The following is a 14,239-nucleotide window of genomic DNA, read 5'->3' as shown; positions in this document are numbered from 1 at the left end:
CCCTTCGCATTAATAAATAAAGAAGCAAGGCGGTTCGGGCTGCATGGCAAATTTGTTCACAAGATTGCTTTTTCCCGTCAAATCTCTTATACAGCCCCACAAAACCGCACGCCAACCCCGTCGGGTGCAATGAGGATAATAGTTACAGCATGGGCAAATCACTGGTCATAGTGGAGTCTCCGGCCAAGGCCAAGACCATCAACAAATATTTGGGCAAGGACTACGTGGTGAAATCCAGCGTCGGTCACGTGCGCGATCTGCCGACCAGCGGCAGCGCCAGCACAGAGCCCAAAAAACCTGTCATTCGCGGCATCAAGCTCAGCGAATCCGAGAAGGCGGCCAAGGATCGTAACGCCCTGTTCTCCAGGATGGGGATCAACCCGACCGCAGGCTGGCAGGCCAACTACCAGATTTTGCCCGGCAAGGAGAAAGTGGTCAGCGAGTTGCAGAGTCTGGCCGAGAAGGCCGACACCATCTATCTCGCAACCGACTTGGACAGAGAAGGAGAGGCGATCGCCTGGCACCTGCGGGAGATCATCGGCGGTGATGACAGCCGCTACAAGCGGGTGGTGTTCAACGAGATCACCAAGACCGCGATCCAGGAGGCCTTTGCCCAGCCGTCCGATCTGAACATCCATCGCGTCAACGCCCAGCAGGCTCGTCGCTTCCTCGACCGTGTCGTGGGTTACATGGTCTCTCCGCTCTTGTGGAAGAAGCTGGCTCGCGGTCTCTCCGCCGGCCGGGTGCAGTCCGTCGCGGTGCGCCTCATCGTCGATAAAGAGCGCGAGATCAAGGCCTTCGTGCCGGTGGAGTTCTGGGATCTCAATGCCGATCTGCTGACCGGTGACAAGGCCGATCTGCGGATGGAAGTGGTCAGCCGCAACGGCGTCGACTTCAAGCCGGTGACCCAGGCCGAGACCTTCGCCGCCGTGGCCGCCCTGGAAGGGGTCGACTACAAGGTGGTGAACCGGGAAGACAAGCCGACCGGCTCCAAGCCATCCGCCCCCTTCATCACCTCCACCCTGCAGCAGGCGGCTTCCACCCGACTGAGCTTCGGGGTAAAGAAGACCATGATGATGGCCCAGCGTCTCTACGAAGCGGGTTACATCACCTACATGCGTACCGACTCCACCAACCTCAGCAAAGAGGCGGTCGAGGCGGTGCGCGAATATATCGGCGAGCAGTATGGCGCCGCCTACCTGCCGGCCGAACCGACGCTCTATGGTTCCAAGGCTGGCGCCCAGGAGGCCCACGAGGCGATCCGTCCCTCCAACGTGCTGGTGACTGCCGAGATGCTGGAAGGGATGGAGCCGGACGCCATGCGGCTCTATGACCTCATCTGGCGCCAGTTTGTGGCGTGCCAGATGACCCCGGCCCAGTACGACTCCTCCACCCTGACCGTCAAGGCGGGCGAGTTCGAGCTCAAGGCCCGCGGTCGCACCCTGCGCTTCGCCGGTTGGACCAAGGCCTTGCCGCCCATGGGCCGCAAGGGGGAAGACAGCCAGCTGCCGGCGGTGACCGTCGGCGAGATCCTGAAGCTGGTCAAGCTGGATCCCCGTCAGCACTTCACCAAGCCGCCCGCCCGCTTCACCGAAGCGGCCCTGGTGCGCGAGCTGGAAAAACGCGGCATAGGCCGCCCGTCCACCTACGCCTCCATCATCTCCACCATCGTCGATCGCGGCTATGTGCGGGTCGAGAGTCGCCGCTTCTTCGCCGAGAAGATGGGCGAGATCGTCACCGACCGTCTGGTGGAGAACTTCGTCGAGCTGATGAACTACGAGTTCACCGCCAAGATGGAAGACAAGCTCGATGGCATCGCCGAAGGCAGCCTGGAGTGGAAGAAGGTGCTTGACGCCTTCTACGCCGAGTTTACCCAGGAGCTGGAGCAGGCCGACAAGCCGGCAGAAGAGGGGGGCATGCGTGCCAACCAGATGGTGCTGACCGACATCGATTGCCCGGACTGCGGCCGCAAGATGGGCATTCGTACCGCCACTACCGGGGTCTTCCTCGGCTGCTCCGGTTACGCCCTGCCGCCGAAAGAGCGCTGCAAGAAGACCATCAACCTGGTCAGTGCGGACGAGTTCGTCTCCGCCACCGACGGTGACGAGGCCGAGACCGAGGCGCTGCGCGCCAAGCACCGCTGCGGCGTCTGCGGCACCGCCATGGATGCCTACATCATCGACGACAGCCGCAAGCTGCACGTCTGTGGTCGCAACCCGGACTGCGACGGTTACGAAATCGAGCAGGGTCAGTTCAAGCTCAAGGGCTACGAAGGGCCGAGCATAGAGTGCGATCGCTGCGGCTCCGAGATGCAGCTCAAGAACGGCCGCTTCGGCAAGTACATGGGTTGTACCAACGAGACCTGCAAGAACACCCGCAAGATCCTGAAAAATGGTGACATAGCGCCACCGAAGGAAGATCCGGTGCCGCTGCCCGAGCTCAAGTGCACCCAGTCCGACGCCCACTTCGTGCTGCGTGACGGGGCGGCCGGTCTCTTCCTCGCCGCCAGCAACTTCCCGAAATCCCGTGAGACTCGTGCGCCACTGGTGGAGGAGCTCAAGCGCTTCCGCGACCGGCTGTCGCCCAAGCACAAGTATCTGGCCGGTGCCCCGCTCACCGATCCGGACGGCAACCCCGCCATCGTGCGCTTCAGTCGCAAGACCAAGGAGCAGTACGTGATGACCGAGGTTAACGGCAAGGCGACCGGCTGGACCGCGCACTACGACAACGGCACCTGGCAACAGAGCCTGGCCAAGCCGAAGAAAGCGTGATGAAAAGAGGCCCCGACCAGGGGCCTCTTTGTTTATTGGATGTGCGGTATACTGAGACAGCTGCAAGGAGTGTAGCGTTGTAGACAAGGAGGTTGAGATGGAGATTAACGAGATCCGGCCGGGCATGAGCTGCATGACCCGTGAAGGGGCGGCCTATGTGCTGGAGGTGGACCGGCAGAGCCTGCTGGTGCTGCTGCAGCGCGAGGATGAGACCATACCGGTGCAGGTGCGCAGCGACGAGATCCTGGCCTCCGCTTGAGTGATCCGGCCAACAACATAGTGACCAGGTGAAGAACAACATCAAAACGGCAGTAGAAAATAGCAGCTCGGCCAGGTCGGGCTGCCATTGCCACTCCTTCATTTGACCCGCCCGCCGATCACCGGCACCCCCTCTTCCTGCAGGCGTCCCGTCTGTTGGCAAAGCCTGCGACCCTTTTGGTAGCGAGATGGTGCCCGCTGCGCCCAGCACGCGATGCCACGGCAGCACCTTGTCGGTTTCCCGCAGCACCTTGCCCACCAGTCTTGCCCGTCCGGGCAGCCCCGCCAGATCGGCCACCTGACCATAGCTGACCACCCGGCCTGCCGGGATCAGGGCGAGGATCGCCTCGATACGGGCAACTTTGTTCAGCGGGCAGGGGCTCGATTCCAATGCTCATAGACCCATGACTCGTCAAAAACAACAGAAGCGCCATTGTGGCGCTTCTGTCATGGGGCTGGCAATGATCAACCGAAGGTCTGGCTGAGCCCCTTGAGTTGCTTGGCCCGCTCCAGCAGCTCCTGACTGGAGCTGTCGACATCCTGCATCTTCTGGCTGTTGGCGTGGGAGTATACGGATATCTGGTGGATGCTGCGGCTGATCTCCTCCACGACCGCCTGCTGCTGCTCTGCAGCGGTGGCGATCTGGGTGGAGTGTTCGGTGACCAGTTCAATTTCTGCCAGCACGGTATGCAGGCTGCTGGCGCCCTGGCGGGTCATCTCGGCGCACTCGCGGGTCTGTTGCAGGTTCTCCTGCATCATCCCCTGCCAGCGGCCCAGGGTCTGCTGGATCTGGCGGATGCTGCCCTGGATCTGCTCGGTCGCCTTGTGGGTGCGGGTGGACAGGGTGCGCACCTCGTCCGCCACCACCGCAAAGCCACGTCCCTGCTCGCCGGCCCTGGCCGCCTCGATGGCGGCGTTGAGGGCCAGCAGGTTGGTCTGCTCGGCGATGCCCTGGATCTCGCCCATCACGCTGCCAATCCGCTCTGACTCGCTGGCGAGCTCCACCGCCGAGTTGAATGCCAGTTCAGCTTGTTTGGCGAGCTGTTCGATGCGCTGCTCGGTCTGGTTCAGCTGCTTGTTGGTGTGTTCGCAGCGGCTGCGGGCTTCGTTGACCTGACCGTTGGAGTCCTGAATGTTGCGGGCAATCTCGTGAGCCGTGCTGGCCATCTGGGTCATGGCTGTAGCCATCTGCTGGGTCTGGGCATCTTGCTCGTTGATGTCGAGGCAGGCCTGATGGGATGCCTGTTTCAGATTGGTGGCCAGGGTCTGCAGGGGATGTGTCGCATCGTTGACCCGGCCCAGTACGGTGCGGATCGGGCCTGCAGCATCTTGATATGAAAATCGGCGATGGCGCCGGGGCCATCACCCGGAATAGACCAGCCGGGTCAGGCTGTCATACTCCCGACCAAGCTGCTGCAGATAGAGGGGCAGGGCGAAGAGCTCGCGCCAGTAGGCGCCGCCGATGAGCAGCAGGGGCAGCAGCATCAGCAGGGCTGTCATGGCGCCCTGGCTGGAAAGGCCCAGCCCAACAGGCCGAGCAGCAGCAGCCCAGCAACGGCAGGCGCAAGTGGCTGAGGGAGGGGAGGCCGCTGCTGAGCCACCGCGCTCGCCTTGAGCAGGGCCTGATAGGCCTGGGCGGCGACCTGTTTGAGCTGGGGTTCGGGCTTGCAGCGCACCGACTGGTAGCCGCTTATCTTGCCGTTCTCGTAGATGGGGGTCACATAGGCGTCGACCCAGTAATAGCGGCCATCCTTGCAGCGGTTCTTGACCATGCCGCGCCAGGGGTTGCCCTCCTTGAGGCGATCCCAGAGGTCGGCGAAGGCGGCCTTGGGCATGTCGGGGTGACGCACCAGGTTGTGGTTGTGTCCGACCAGTTCATCGACATGGTAGCCGGCGATGCGGCAGAAGGCGGGGTTGGCGTAGGTGATGACGCCGCGCAGATCCGTGGTGGAGACGAGTTGCACGTCGGCGGGGAACTCAACTTCACTGTCCTGGATCTGGACGTGTTTGCGGGCCATAGGAATACGCTCCGATGTTCTTGTTGATAACTTTGTCGTTGTTATTGTGGCAGAACCGGAGGTGGCCCAGGCTCGCGCCAGCAGGCGCCAGACCGGCCTCATCGGGGGCCTTATTTTGCCAACAAAGGCGGAGTAAAAGTAGGGGCTAGGTTGGATTTTTGTTGTTTGGTGGTAAAAAAATGGCGACCAAAAGGTCGCCAAAAAGAGAAAGATAACACTACCTCTGTGGCACCCGGTAACGCACCTGTAACTGATCGAGGATCTGCAGCTGGCCGGGCAGGCGGGCGGCGAAGTGATCCCAGGCCTTGCGGGCGGGGTCGCTCCAGGCCACCTCGGCCGTGGCGAGCATGCGCGGGAACAACATGTAGTCGAGACGATCGCGAGAGGTGATCAGTTCCGACCACAAGGGGCTCAGCACCCCCAGGATGTTATCGTTGGCATGGAAATCGGCCGGCGCAGGATCGCATAGGTAGACCTGCTCCAGATTGAGGGTCCCCGCCCAGTAGAGGCCGGGTTCATGAACATCCGGGCTCCAGGCGAGATCCAGATAGAGAGACTGGGCCGGGGCCATCACCACGGGGTAGCCCGCGGTGGCGGCATCCAGCCCCGCCTGGAAGCTGGTCCAGGCGAAGATGGTGGCGTCCCGGCTCACCTTGTCCCCGTGCAGTATCTCCTCCCAGCCCAGCATCTGCTTGCCCCTGGCCGCCAGGTATTGCTGGCAGTGGCGCAGCAGGTGGCCCTGCAGCTCCCGGCAATCGGTGTAGCCCTGCTCTGCCATCAACTGCTGACAGGCGGGGCTGTCGGTCCAGACCCCGGTCGGCACCTCGTCCCCCCCCATGTGCACCTGAGTGCCGGGGAAGAGCGCGCACACCTCGTCGATCACCGCCTCCAGGAAGCGATAGGTGCCGGGCAGGGCCGGGTTGAGCACGTTGTCGTCAAAATATTGCACCGAGAGGTAGCGGGAGCTGTCCGCCTCTTCCCGCAGCAGCTCGGGCAGCGCCTTGATGGCCGCGTGGCAATGACCCGGGATGTCTATCTCCGGGATGATGGTGATGCCGAGCCCGGCGGCATAGGCCACCAGCTCGCGCACCTCGCTCTGGGTGTAGTAGCCGCCATAAGGATCGGGGCCGCCGCTGAGCTGGGGGCCGACCGCCAGGCCATGTCCCCGCCAGGCCGCCACTTCGGTCAGCCGGGGGAAGGCCTTGATCTCGAGGCGCCAGCCCTCGTCATCGGTCAGGTGCCAGTGGAAGCGGTTGAACTTGTAGAGGCTCATCTGCTTGAGCAGGCGCTTGAGGGTGGCGATGGAGTGGAAGTGGCGGGCGCAGTCGAGGAAGATGCCGCGAAAACCGAACCTGGGCGCGTCCTCCACCTCGAGGCAGGGCAGGCTCTCCCCGTGTTGCAGGGCCCACTGGGCCAGGGTCACCAGACCGTGGCGCCAGCCCGCCTCGCCGGCAGCCCGGATGCGGATCTCCTCTGTGGTGATGACGAGCTGGTAAGCCTCCTGGGGGAGGGGGGCCTCGACCAGGTGGATCTCGGCGTCGTGATCCTGGGTCAGGGCGAGACCCGTCAGCTCGTTGAAATGGGCCAGCAGGGGGGCCAGGGAGACAGGGCCGCTGACATGGGCCCGCTCGGCCAGGCGGAAGTTGCCCTCCGGCAGCCGCAGCTGAGCCGGCTGGGGCACTATGCCGTTGGCGGGCTCCACCTCGGGTAGATCGGGGGCCGCGGCCGGGCTCGGCGGCAGGCCGAGATCCTGGCCCGCCTGCACCACGGGTTGCAGCTGCGGCTGGGCGCCTTCGTCCGTCAGGCTGAGGAAGAAGCCCTGAGGCAGATCGGAGTAGCGCTTGATGGGGGTGTTGCGGCAGCAAAAACGCAGCTCGCTGACCCCCTCATGGGGCACCAGCACCTTGTAGCTGCCGCTCTGGCGCGCCAGGGAACCCCCTTCCACCGACTGGGGATCTATGTGGCGGGCCAGGCAGAAGTGCAGCTTCCAGGGGCTGGCCGGGAGCTGGCTCAGGGTGAAGCGGAACCAGACGTCTTCACCGTCACGACGGTCGATCTGGGTATGGATCAGGGGTGCAGACATGGGTATTCCTCTGATTGGGCGAACAGTGTGGTGCCCTCTTTGGCGCAGGCTTTCACGCCAGGCAGGGCTCAAGGATGCAGGCATGGGTAGGTCTTTGACTGGGCGAACAGGGCTCAGGAGTACAGACATGGGCACGCCTCCGACTGGGAGAACAGGGCTGTGTCCTCTCCAACGCATCGTTCACGCCGGGCAGGGCTCAGGGGGGCAGAGATAGATAGGCCTCCGACTGGGCAAACAGGATGGCGCCTTCCAGCGCATCGGCTTGCGGGGGCACCAGGTTGAGGTGCCCCAGGCGAGGGGCCAGGCGCATGCCGACGCCTCCCAGCAGGGCGATGCGGTCGGCTCCCAGCAGTCCCATGCCCTCCAGCAGGGTCTGCAACTGGGCGCAGGTTTCGTCCAGCAGCTGGTTGGCGAGCTCATCCCCGTCGCTGGCGGCGTCGAACACCCAGGGGGCGAAGCGGCCATAGTCGGCGGGAATGGCGCGGGCGGCCCAGCGCACCACCTCGGCCTGATCCCGCTTGAAGTGATCGAGCAGGCGCACGGCGAGCAGGCTGGGGGGCAGGATGCCGTCGTGGCAGAGAAGGGATTGCTGGATGGCGCGCAGCCCCAGCCAGGCGCCGCTGCCCAGATCCGAGATGGGGAAGCCGCGCCCTGAGCAGCTATGCAGCTGACCATGGCGGTAGATGAGCCCGGCGGACCCTGTGCCTGCGATGAGGATGGCCCCCTCCCGGCCACCAAAGGCGCCGAGGCAGGCGCCGAAGGCGTCGGAGGTGAGCCGCACGCTCGCGAAGGGGAAGGGCATCTCGAGCAGGGCGTGGTAGCAGTCGGCCAGCTCGGCGGAGGCGAGCGCCAGCCCCACCCCCATTTGCTGCTCGCTCTCCCTGGGGAGCCCTGCCTCAAGGCGTGCCTGCTCGATGGCCGCCAGCACGTTGGCGTGAGCAACCTCTATGCCGAGCTCCAGATTGGAACCTGCGGCGCGCCCCTCTCCCAGCACTCTGCCCCCCTTGTCCCGAATGCGGGCGCGGGTGTGAGTCCCCCCGCCATCGACCCCGACCCAAAACTCAATCATGACGAGCCCCCGGCGCACTCTGCCAGCTGATGGCCAGGGCGAACCAGGCTGAATGATTGGAGGATCCACTGCTCTCTCCTGCGCCAATGATGTCCGAGCCGATCCTTGTGCGTCTCAATCATGACGAGCCTCCGGTACACACTGCCAGCTGATGGCCAGGGCAAACCAGTCGCACTGCATGGAGGATCCACTGCTCTCCCCAGTGCCAGTTATGATCGAGCCGATCCTGGTACGTCTCAATCATGACGGGCCTCCGGCGCACTCTGCCAACTGATGGCCAGGGCAAACCAGGCTGCGTGGGGGATCCACTGCTCCCCCCAGCGCCAGTTCTGATCCAGCCGATCCCTGTACTCCTCGGGAATGAAGGCCACCTCAGCCTCGTCATCGAATCCTGAGGTGATGCCGTTGCAGATGCCGCCGAGGGCATTGGGATAACCGGCGGTATAGCTCGGGTTGTTGATGCCGTGCCCCGCCAGCATGCTGGCGTTGAAGGGGTTTTGCCCGAGGATCCAGTCGAGCTGGCGCTGACCGAACGTCATCAGAAGCGGGCTCTGCTGGGGGAAGTGGCGGGCCGCGGCGAAGGCCATGGCGGCCAGGGAGGCCAGCCGGGCATTCTCCCCCTGCCACCAGTAACCGGATTCATTGTGGTGGGGCATAAAGAAGCTGATGCGGGGGTCTTCGTCGACCCCTTTCACATATTGGCGTGCCAGGGCGAAGGGGTTGCCCGCCCGAGCGGCGAGGGCCAGCTCGGCGGCCAGCGCCTGCTGCACCACGGCATTCACCCGGGCGCGGCGCTCCTGATCCGGCTCGACCCCCAGGTACTCCAGCAGGGCCAGCACCGGCAGACCCGCCTCGGCGGCGTGGTAGTAGGGGCGCGAGCCGTCGTCGTTGGCACTCCAGTAGTGGCCGAGCTCGGGGTGGGGGCGCTGGCGGGCGCAGAGCCTGCCGGCCCTGTCCCTTGCCTCCCCGAGCCAGTCGCGGCCAAGGGTCTGGGTCAGCTCGACCGCCGCCAGCAGGGCGCAATAGTCGTCGATGATGTTCTCGAGGCCGTCGTCCAGGTAGGCGAGGTTGTGCTCGCGCAGGTGCAGGTAGCCGCGCCTGGCCGCCTCGGCATAGTGGCTGGTATCGAAGTCGCCGCCGGACTGCTCGCGGGCGGCCCGGGCCAGGGCGGCAATGGCCATGCCGCCCCCCTGGCGAAAGCCCGCCTGCCAGTTGGCTGACTTGAGCCCCTGCTGGGTGGCGTAGGCGCACAGCTCCCGCTGCTCGGGATCCTTGCTCCACTTGTCGAACAGTGTCATGTAGAAGAAGCCGGCCTCATCCTGCATCCGGCAGAGAAAATCCGCCCCGTGCAGCCCCTCGTCACTGAGCCGCTTGCAGAGGTTCAGCCCGTCGATGTCGCGGCGCGTCGCCAGGAGCGCCCGGCTCTTGAGCAGGCTCCACACCACCAGGGGGGTCTGCTGGGGATTGAGGTAGTTGGCGTAGGAGAGGTGGCTCAGGTATTTGCTCATGTCGCCGCTGGCATCGAACCAGCCGCCGTGCACATCTTTGTGCTGATCGGTGCCAAACAGACGGGCGCAGCGATCGGCCCTGTCGAAGGCGCCGCTGGCGCGCTGTCCCTTGAAGTAGTGAATGACATCGGAGAGGCAGCGGCTGGTCAGCAGATCCTGGCCTATGGCGAAGCGGGTGGAGCGGACTATGCCTTGTGCTGTGATCGCCTCCAGCCGGTAGTGGCCGGGCTCCTTGAAGGCGCTGAAGTCGGCGCGCCAGTAAGTGCGGCCCTGCCAACCGGGCCACCTGGCCTGCGGCCTGCAGCGGAACCTCCAGCAGCAGGCGGTCATCATGAAGGCGGCGCAGTCGCACCAGGCCGCTTATCTCCAGGTCGGCGGCGGTCTGCAGCAGGGCAATCTTGTGTCCGTCACAATCGTAACCCACCTGATTGATCAAGAGTTCCATCCAGCTTTACTCCCTGGTCTGGGGCAATGAAGGGGCCTCGCGAGGAGGCCCGGGTGAAGGTGTCGCGGGCCGGTAAGGCCGCCCCCGGTGTGGGGGCGGGCTTATTCGTGCAGGTAGCAGCGCACGAAGTGGTTGTCGGCAAGCTTGGTCACCGGCGGCAGGCTCTCCTTGCAGCGGGGCATGGCCTGATGGCAGCGACCGGCGAAGGGGCAGCCCCGGGATTCCGGGGTCCAGAGCGGTATTTCCCCCTTGCGGCCCCCCTCCAGCTCGGCATGGATGCTCTTCTCGGGATCGGGCACCGCCGAGATGAGCAACTGGGTATAGGGGTGCTGGGGGTGGTGCAGTATCTCGTCCACCTCGCCCCACTCCACCATGTGGCCCACGTACATCACCGCCAGATCTTCGGCCACGTAGCGGGCGGTGGCGATGTCGTGGGTGATGTAGAGCATGGAGACGCCGAGTTCGTTCTTCATCTGCTCCATCAGGTTGAGGATGCCGATGCGAATGGAGACGTCGAGCATGGAGGTGGGCTCGTCCGCCAGCACCACTTCCGCCTCCACCGCCAGGTTGCGGGCGATATTGACCCGCTGGCGCTGGCCGCCGGAGAGCTGGTGCGGATACTTGGCCGCCGTTGCCTTGGCCGGGGTCAGCCCCACTTTTTCCAGCAGGGCATAGACCATGTCTGGCAGATCTTTCTTGTCGAGCACCTTGCTGTGCAGCAGCAGGGGGCGGGCGATGTGGTGGTAGATGGTGTGGGTCGGATTGAGCGAACCGAACGGGTCTTGCCATACCATCTGCACGCTCTGGCGATAGTCCAGCAGGGCGGTGCCCTTGTTGAACTCCTCCAGATCCCGGCCCCGGTAGAGGATACGGCCGTTGGAGAGCTTGTACATCTTGGCGATGATCTTGGCGATGGTGCTCTTGCCCGAGCCCGACTCCCCCACCACCGCCAGGGCGCGGCCCCGGTGCAGGTTGAAGGTGATGTCGGAGAGGGCCCGCATCTTGCCGCTCTTGATGGCATTGGAGTTGACGGCGAAGTCCTTGTAGAGATGCTGGACCTCGATGATGGGCGCGTCGGTTTGGGCGATTTGCATGACAGACATCCTTAACAGCCAGCGGCCTTGTCCAGATAGATGGGGTGATCCAGTTGTTCCTCGGCCGAGTCATAGAGGTGGCAGGCGGCCTGCTGCCCGGGCCGGATCTCGGCGAGGGCGGTATATTCCTGACGGCAGCGATCGTGCACCTTGCCGCAGCGGGCCTGGAAGCGGCAGCCGACCGGCACCTCCAGCAGGTTGAGCGGGGTGCCGGGGATCCCCTCCAGCACGGTTTTCGGGCCGTGCAGGGGCGGGAAGGAGTTGCCGAGCCCTTTGGTATAGGGGTGCAGGGGCGCGGTCAGTATCGCCTTGGCCGGCGCCACCTCCACCAGTTCCCCCGCATACATGATGCCGATGCGATCGCAGAACTCGACCATGAGCGAGAGGTCGTGGGTGATGAAGAGAATGGAGAAGTTGAACTTCGCCTTGAGGGCGTAGACCTTCTGCAGTATCTCCCGCTGCACCACCACATCCAGCGCCGTGGTGGGCTCATCCATGATCAAGAGCTCGGGGTTGAGGGCCATGGCGATGGCGATCACCAGCCGCTGGCGCATGCCGCCGGAGAACTGGTGCGGGTAGTCCTTGAGCCGGCTCGGGTGGATGTCGACTATCTCCAGCAGCTCCTGGGCGCGCTTGATCGCCTCATAGCGGGTCATGCCGGGGTTGTGGGCCAGCAGCACGTCGCAGAACTGCTCCTCCATGCGCAGCACCGGGTTGAGCGCATTCATGGCGGACTGGAACACCACGCTCGCCTGGCGCCAGCGGTAGCTGCGCAGCCGCTCGTCGTCGAAGCCGAGGATGTTCTCCCCCTTGAACAGGATCTCGCCGCCGCTGATGTAGGCGGGTGGCTTGTGCAGCCGGGCCACCGAGAAGGCGACCGTGGACTTGCCGCAGCCGGACTCGCCGGCGAGGCCGAAGACTTCGCCTGGGGCTATGTCAAAGCTGACCGAGTTGACGGCGCGCACGTCGCCGCTCTCTGTGATGTAGTCGACGCAGAGCTGGCGCACCGACAGCAGGGGTTGTTGCGAGCTCATGCTGTCTTCTCCTGGGCTGCGATGGGGGTGACGGGGGCGGCCAGTTGTTTCCAGCGGCGCAGACCCTTGTGAGAGCGCAGTTGCGGGTTGGCTATTTCGTCGATGGCGAAGTTGAGCATGGCCAGACCCGCCCCCAGGGTGGCGATGGCGAAGCAGGGGGCCAGGATTTCCCACCAGGCGCCTACCAGGATGGCGCTGGAGGTCTGGGCGTTGTAGAGCATGATGCCCCAGCTGACCACGGTGGGGTCGCCGAGTCCCAGGAACTCCAGGGTCGCCTCGGTGACGATGGCGTAGATGATGGAGCCGATGAAGCTCACCCCTATGATGGAGATGAGATTGGGCAGTATCTCCACCAATATGATGCGCCAGGCCGGCTCCCCCAGCACTTCGGCGGCGATGACGAACTCTTTCTCCCGCAGCGCCAGAGTCTGGGCACGGATGACCCGGGCGCCATAGGCCCAGGAGGTAAAACCTATGATGAGCGCAATCACCGTCGGTGACGCCTCCCCGATAAAGCTTGCCAATACCAGCAGCAGAGGGAGGTTGGGGATCACCAGCACCACGTTCATCAGGAAGGTGAGGCACTCATCCACCACGCCGCCGAAGTAACCGGCTGTGATGCCGATGCCGATGGCGAGGGCGCAGACCAGCAGGCCTGCCCCGAAGCCCACCATGAGGGAGATGCGAGCGCCGCTGGTGAACTGGGCCCAGAGATCGTGGCCCATGCGGTTGGAGCCCATCACCAGCTCCACGCTGGGGGGCTGGTGCGGGCGGGCGACCCGCTTGGTGGGCTCGTTGCTGGCGAGCAGCGGGGCAAACAGGGCCATCAGCACGAAGGTGACAACGATGGCGAGGCCGAAGGCGGCCTTCTTGTTGCCCAGCAGGATTTTTAAAATAGTCGGCATACGCATCTTATTTGCCTCCTGTACGCAGACGGGGATCCAGGAAGACATAGAGCACGTCCGCCAGGAAGTTGAAGCTGAGCATGGTGATGGTCATGATGAGCAGTTGCCCCTGAATGAGCGGGTAGTCGCGGGCCAGTATGCCCTGGTAGAGAGTGAGCCCGAGGCCCGGGTAGTTGAAGATCACCTCGGTGATGAGGGAGCCGCCGATGACGAAGCCGAGCGCCATGGAGAGGGCGGTGACGCTGGGCAGCACGGCGTTGCGGGCGCCGTAGTTGAAGATGACCCTGTTGCTGGAGAGCCCCTTGGCCTTGGCCATGGTGATGTAGTCCTCCCCCAGGAGGTTGATCATGTTGTTGCGCATGGTGATGAGGAAACCCCCCACCTGCACCATGGCCAGGGTGCCCACCGGCATGATGGCGTGCAGCATGATGCTCTTGATGTGTTCCCAACCGAAATCGGCGGTGATCTCCGGGCTGTAGGCGTAGCCGATGGGCAGCCAGCCGAGACTGACTCCGAACAGGAACAGGGCGAGCAGGGAGACCACCACCGGCGGAATGGCCTGCATCACCAGGGTGAGCGGGGAGAGGATGCTGTCCATGCGTCCCCCCCGGTACCAGGCGGCGAAGATGCCGACGATGGAGCCGATGGAGAAGCTCAGTATGGTGGAGGTGCCCACCAGGAACAGGGTCCAGCCGATGGCGCGGCCGAGCACATCGGCGACCGGTTGGGGGTAGTAGCGCACCGAGGTGCCGAGATCCCAGGTGAAGACACTCTTCACATAGGCGAGAAACTGGGTGGTGATGGGACCGTCAACGAACCCGAAGGTGGCCTTGAGGGCTTCGAGGGCGGCAGGTTCCATCATGGCGCCGGCCCGGGCGAACATGACGGAGACGGGATCTCCGGGCATGGCTCTGGGCAGCAGGAAGTTGATGGTGGCGGCCACCAGGAAGGCGACCAGATAGAAGGAGAAGCGTCTTAGTATAAATCCCATGGTGATACCTTTTACTGCAAGCCTGCCCCGCGCCGGGCAAAGCTCCCCCAACCCCGGCAAAGA

General features: G+C 64.2%; 11 protein-coding genes and 2 pseudogenes. 2 read left to right on the top strand and 11 right to left on the bottom strand.

Annotated features, from left to right (window positions below; genetic code table 11):
* Positions 1 to 149: 149 nt before the first annotated feature.
* Together topA and ACF2JD_RS03450 are read left to right on the top strand one after the other, a co-directional pair.
* The gene (gene topA, locus ACF2JD_RS03455; protein ID WP_440986765.1) at positions 150 to 2,771 is read left to right on the top strand and encodes a type I DNA topoisomerase; all 2,622 of its coding nucleotides are present in this window, start codon (positions 150 to 152) and stop codon (positions 2,769 to 2,771) included.
* 97 nt (positions 2,772 to 2,868) lie between these two features.
* Positions 2,869 to 3,030, top strand: coding sequence for a hypothetical protein (locus tag ACF2JD_RS03450; protein ID WP_440986764.1), 162 nt, complete (start codon positions 2,869 to 2,871; stop codon positions 3,028 to 3,030).
* Between the two features lie 41 nt (positions 3,031 to 3,071).
* On the opposite strand, the pseudogene ACF2JD_RS03445 reads toward ACF2JD_RS03450, so the two are convergent.
* From ACF2JD_RS03445 to ACF2JD_RS03395, 11 genes and pseudogenes are all read right to left on the bottom strand, one after another.
* Positions 3,072 to 3,420: pseudogene (locus tag ACF2JD_RS03445) on the bottom strand (MGMT family protein).
* Positions 3,421 to 3,494: 74 nt separating this feature from the next.
* Positions 3,495 to 4,196 (bottom strand): methyl-accepting chemotaxis protein, encoded by a 702-nt coding sequence (locus ACF2JD_RS03440; protein WP_440986880.1) that lies wholly within the window; start codon positions 4,194 to 4,196, stop codon positions 3,495 to 3,497.
* A 195-nt stretch (positions 4,197 to 4,391) separates the two neighbouring features.
* Complete coding sequence (locus ACF2JD_RS03435) at positions 4,392 to 4,529, bottom strand: hypothetical protein (RefSeq protein ID WP_440986763.1); 138 nt, start codon at positions 4,527 to 4,529, stop codon at positions 4,392 to 4,394.
* Positions 4,526 to 5,047 (bottom strand): PAS domain-containing protein, encoded by a 522-nt coding sequence (locus ACF2JD_RS03430; RefSeq protein ID WP_440986762.1) that lies wholly within the window; start codon positions 5,045 to 5,047, stop codon positions 4,526 to 4,528. Before ACF2JD_RS03430 ends, ACF2JD_RS03435 begins: the two co-directional genes overlap by 4 nt.
* A 217-nt stretch (positions 5,048 to 5,264) precedes the next feature.
* Entirely contained in the window at positions 5,265 to 7,130 is a 1,866-nt protein-coding gene (locus ACF2JD_RS03425; protein WP_440986761.1) for a family 20 glycosylhydrolase, read from the bottom strand.
* Between the two features lie 196 nt (positions 7,131 to 7,326).
* On the bottom strand, positions 7,327 to 8,199 hold the full coding sequence (locus ACF2JD_RS03420) for a BadF/BadG/BcrA/BcrD ATPase family protein (protein ID WP_440986760.1): 873 nt from the start codon (positions 8,197 to 8,199) through the stop codon (positions 7,327 to 7,329).
* Between the two features lie 236 nt (positions 8,200 to 8,435).
* Positions 8,436 to 10,152, bottom strand: a pseudogene (locus tag ACF2JD_RS03415) (glycoside hydrolase family 9 protein).
* Between the two features lie 101 nt (positions 10,153 to 10,253).
* On the bottom strand, positions 10,254 to 11,246 hold the full coding sequence (locus tag ACF2JD_RS03410; RefSeq protein WP_106887486.1) for an ABC transporter ATP-binding protein: 993 nt from the start codon (positions 11,244 to 11,246) through the stop codon (positions 10,254 to 10,256).
* Positions 11,247 to 11,257: 11 nt separating this feature from the next.
* Positions 11,258 to 12,280: an ABC transporter ATP-binding protein gene (locus ACF2JD_RS03405; RefSeq protein ID WP_005331243.1), complete on the bottom strand. Its 1,023-nt coding sequence runs from the start codon at positions 12,278 to 12,280 to the stop codon at positions 11,258 to 11,260.
* A complete protein-coding gene (locus ACF2JD_RS03400) occupies positions 12,277 to 13,191 on the bottom strand; it encodes an ABC transporter permease (RefSeq protein ID WP_111910280.1) in 915 nt (304 codons plus the stop codon). Before ACF2JD_RS03400 ends, ACF2JD_RS03405 begins: the two co-directional genes overlap by 4 nt.
* 1 nt (position 13,192) lies before the next feature.
* Positions 13,193 to 14,176 (bottom strand): ABC transporter permease, encoded by a 984-nt coding sequence (locus tag ACF2JD_RS03395; RefSeq protein WP_005331240.1) that lies wholly within the window; start codon positions 14,174 to 14,176, stop codon positions 13,193 to 13,195.
* Between the last annotated feature and the right edge of the window lie 63 nt (positions 14,177 to 14,239).

The organism is Aeromonas ichthyocola, from assembly GCF_046087985.1.
Lineage (GTDB): Bacteria > Pseudomonadota > Gammaproteobacteria > Enterobacterales > Aeromonadaceae > Aeromonas > Aeromonas rivipollensis.
Note: the sequence above shows the minus strand (reverse complement) of the source record. Positions and strands in the feature narration are given on the sequence as shown.

Bases quoted from the DNA above. Each gene is read 5' to 3' on its own strand.
- topA (WP_440986765.1), top strand. From the start codon at position 150: ATGGGCAAATCACTGGTCATAGTGGAGTCTCCGGCCAAGGCCAAGACC.
- ACF2JD_RS03450 (WP_440986764.1), top strand. From the start codon at position 2,869: ATGGAGATTAACGAGATCCGGCCGGGCATGAGCTGCATGACCCGTGAA.
- ACF2JD_RS03440 (WP_440986880.1), bottom strand. From the start codon at position 4,196: ATGGCCAGCACGGCTCACGAGATTGCCCGCAACATTCAGGACTCCAAC.
- ACF2JD_RS03435 (WP_440986763.1), bottom strand. From the start codon at position 4,529: ATGACAGCCCTGCTGATGCTGCTGCCCCTGCTGCTCATCGGCGGCGCC.
- ACF2JD_RS03430 (WP_440986762.1), bottom strand. From the start codon at position 5,047: ATGGCCCGCAAACACGTCCAGATCCAGGACAGTGAAGTTGAGTTCCCC.
- ACF2JD_RS03425 (WP_440986761.1), bottom strand. From the start codon at position 7,130: ATGTCTGCACCCCTGATCCATACCCAGATCGACCGTCGTGACGGTGAA.
- ACF2JD_RS03420 (WP_440986760.1), bottom strand. From the start codon at position 8,199: ATGATTGAGTTTTGGGTCGGGGTCGATGGCGGGGGGACTCACACCCGC.
- ACF2JD_RS03410 (WP_106887486.1), bottom strand. From the start codon at position 11,246: ATGCAAATCGCCCAAACCGACGCGCCCATCATCGAGGTCCAGCATCTC.
- ACF2JD_RS03405 (WP_005331243.1), bottom strand. From the start codon at position 12,280: ATGAGCTCGCAACAACCCCTGCTGTCGGTGCGCCAGCTCTGCGTCGAC.
- ACF2JD_RS03400 (WP_111910280.1), bottom strand. From the start codon at position 13,191: ATGCGTATGCCGACTATTTTAAAAATCCTGCTGGGCAACAAGAAGGCC.
- ACF2JD_RS03395 (WP_005331240.1), bottom strand. From the start codon at position 14,176: ATGGGATTTATACTAAGACGCTTCTCCTTCTATCTGGTCGCCTTCCTG.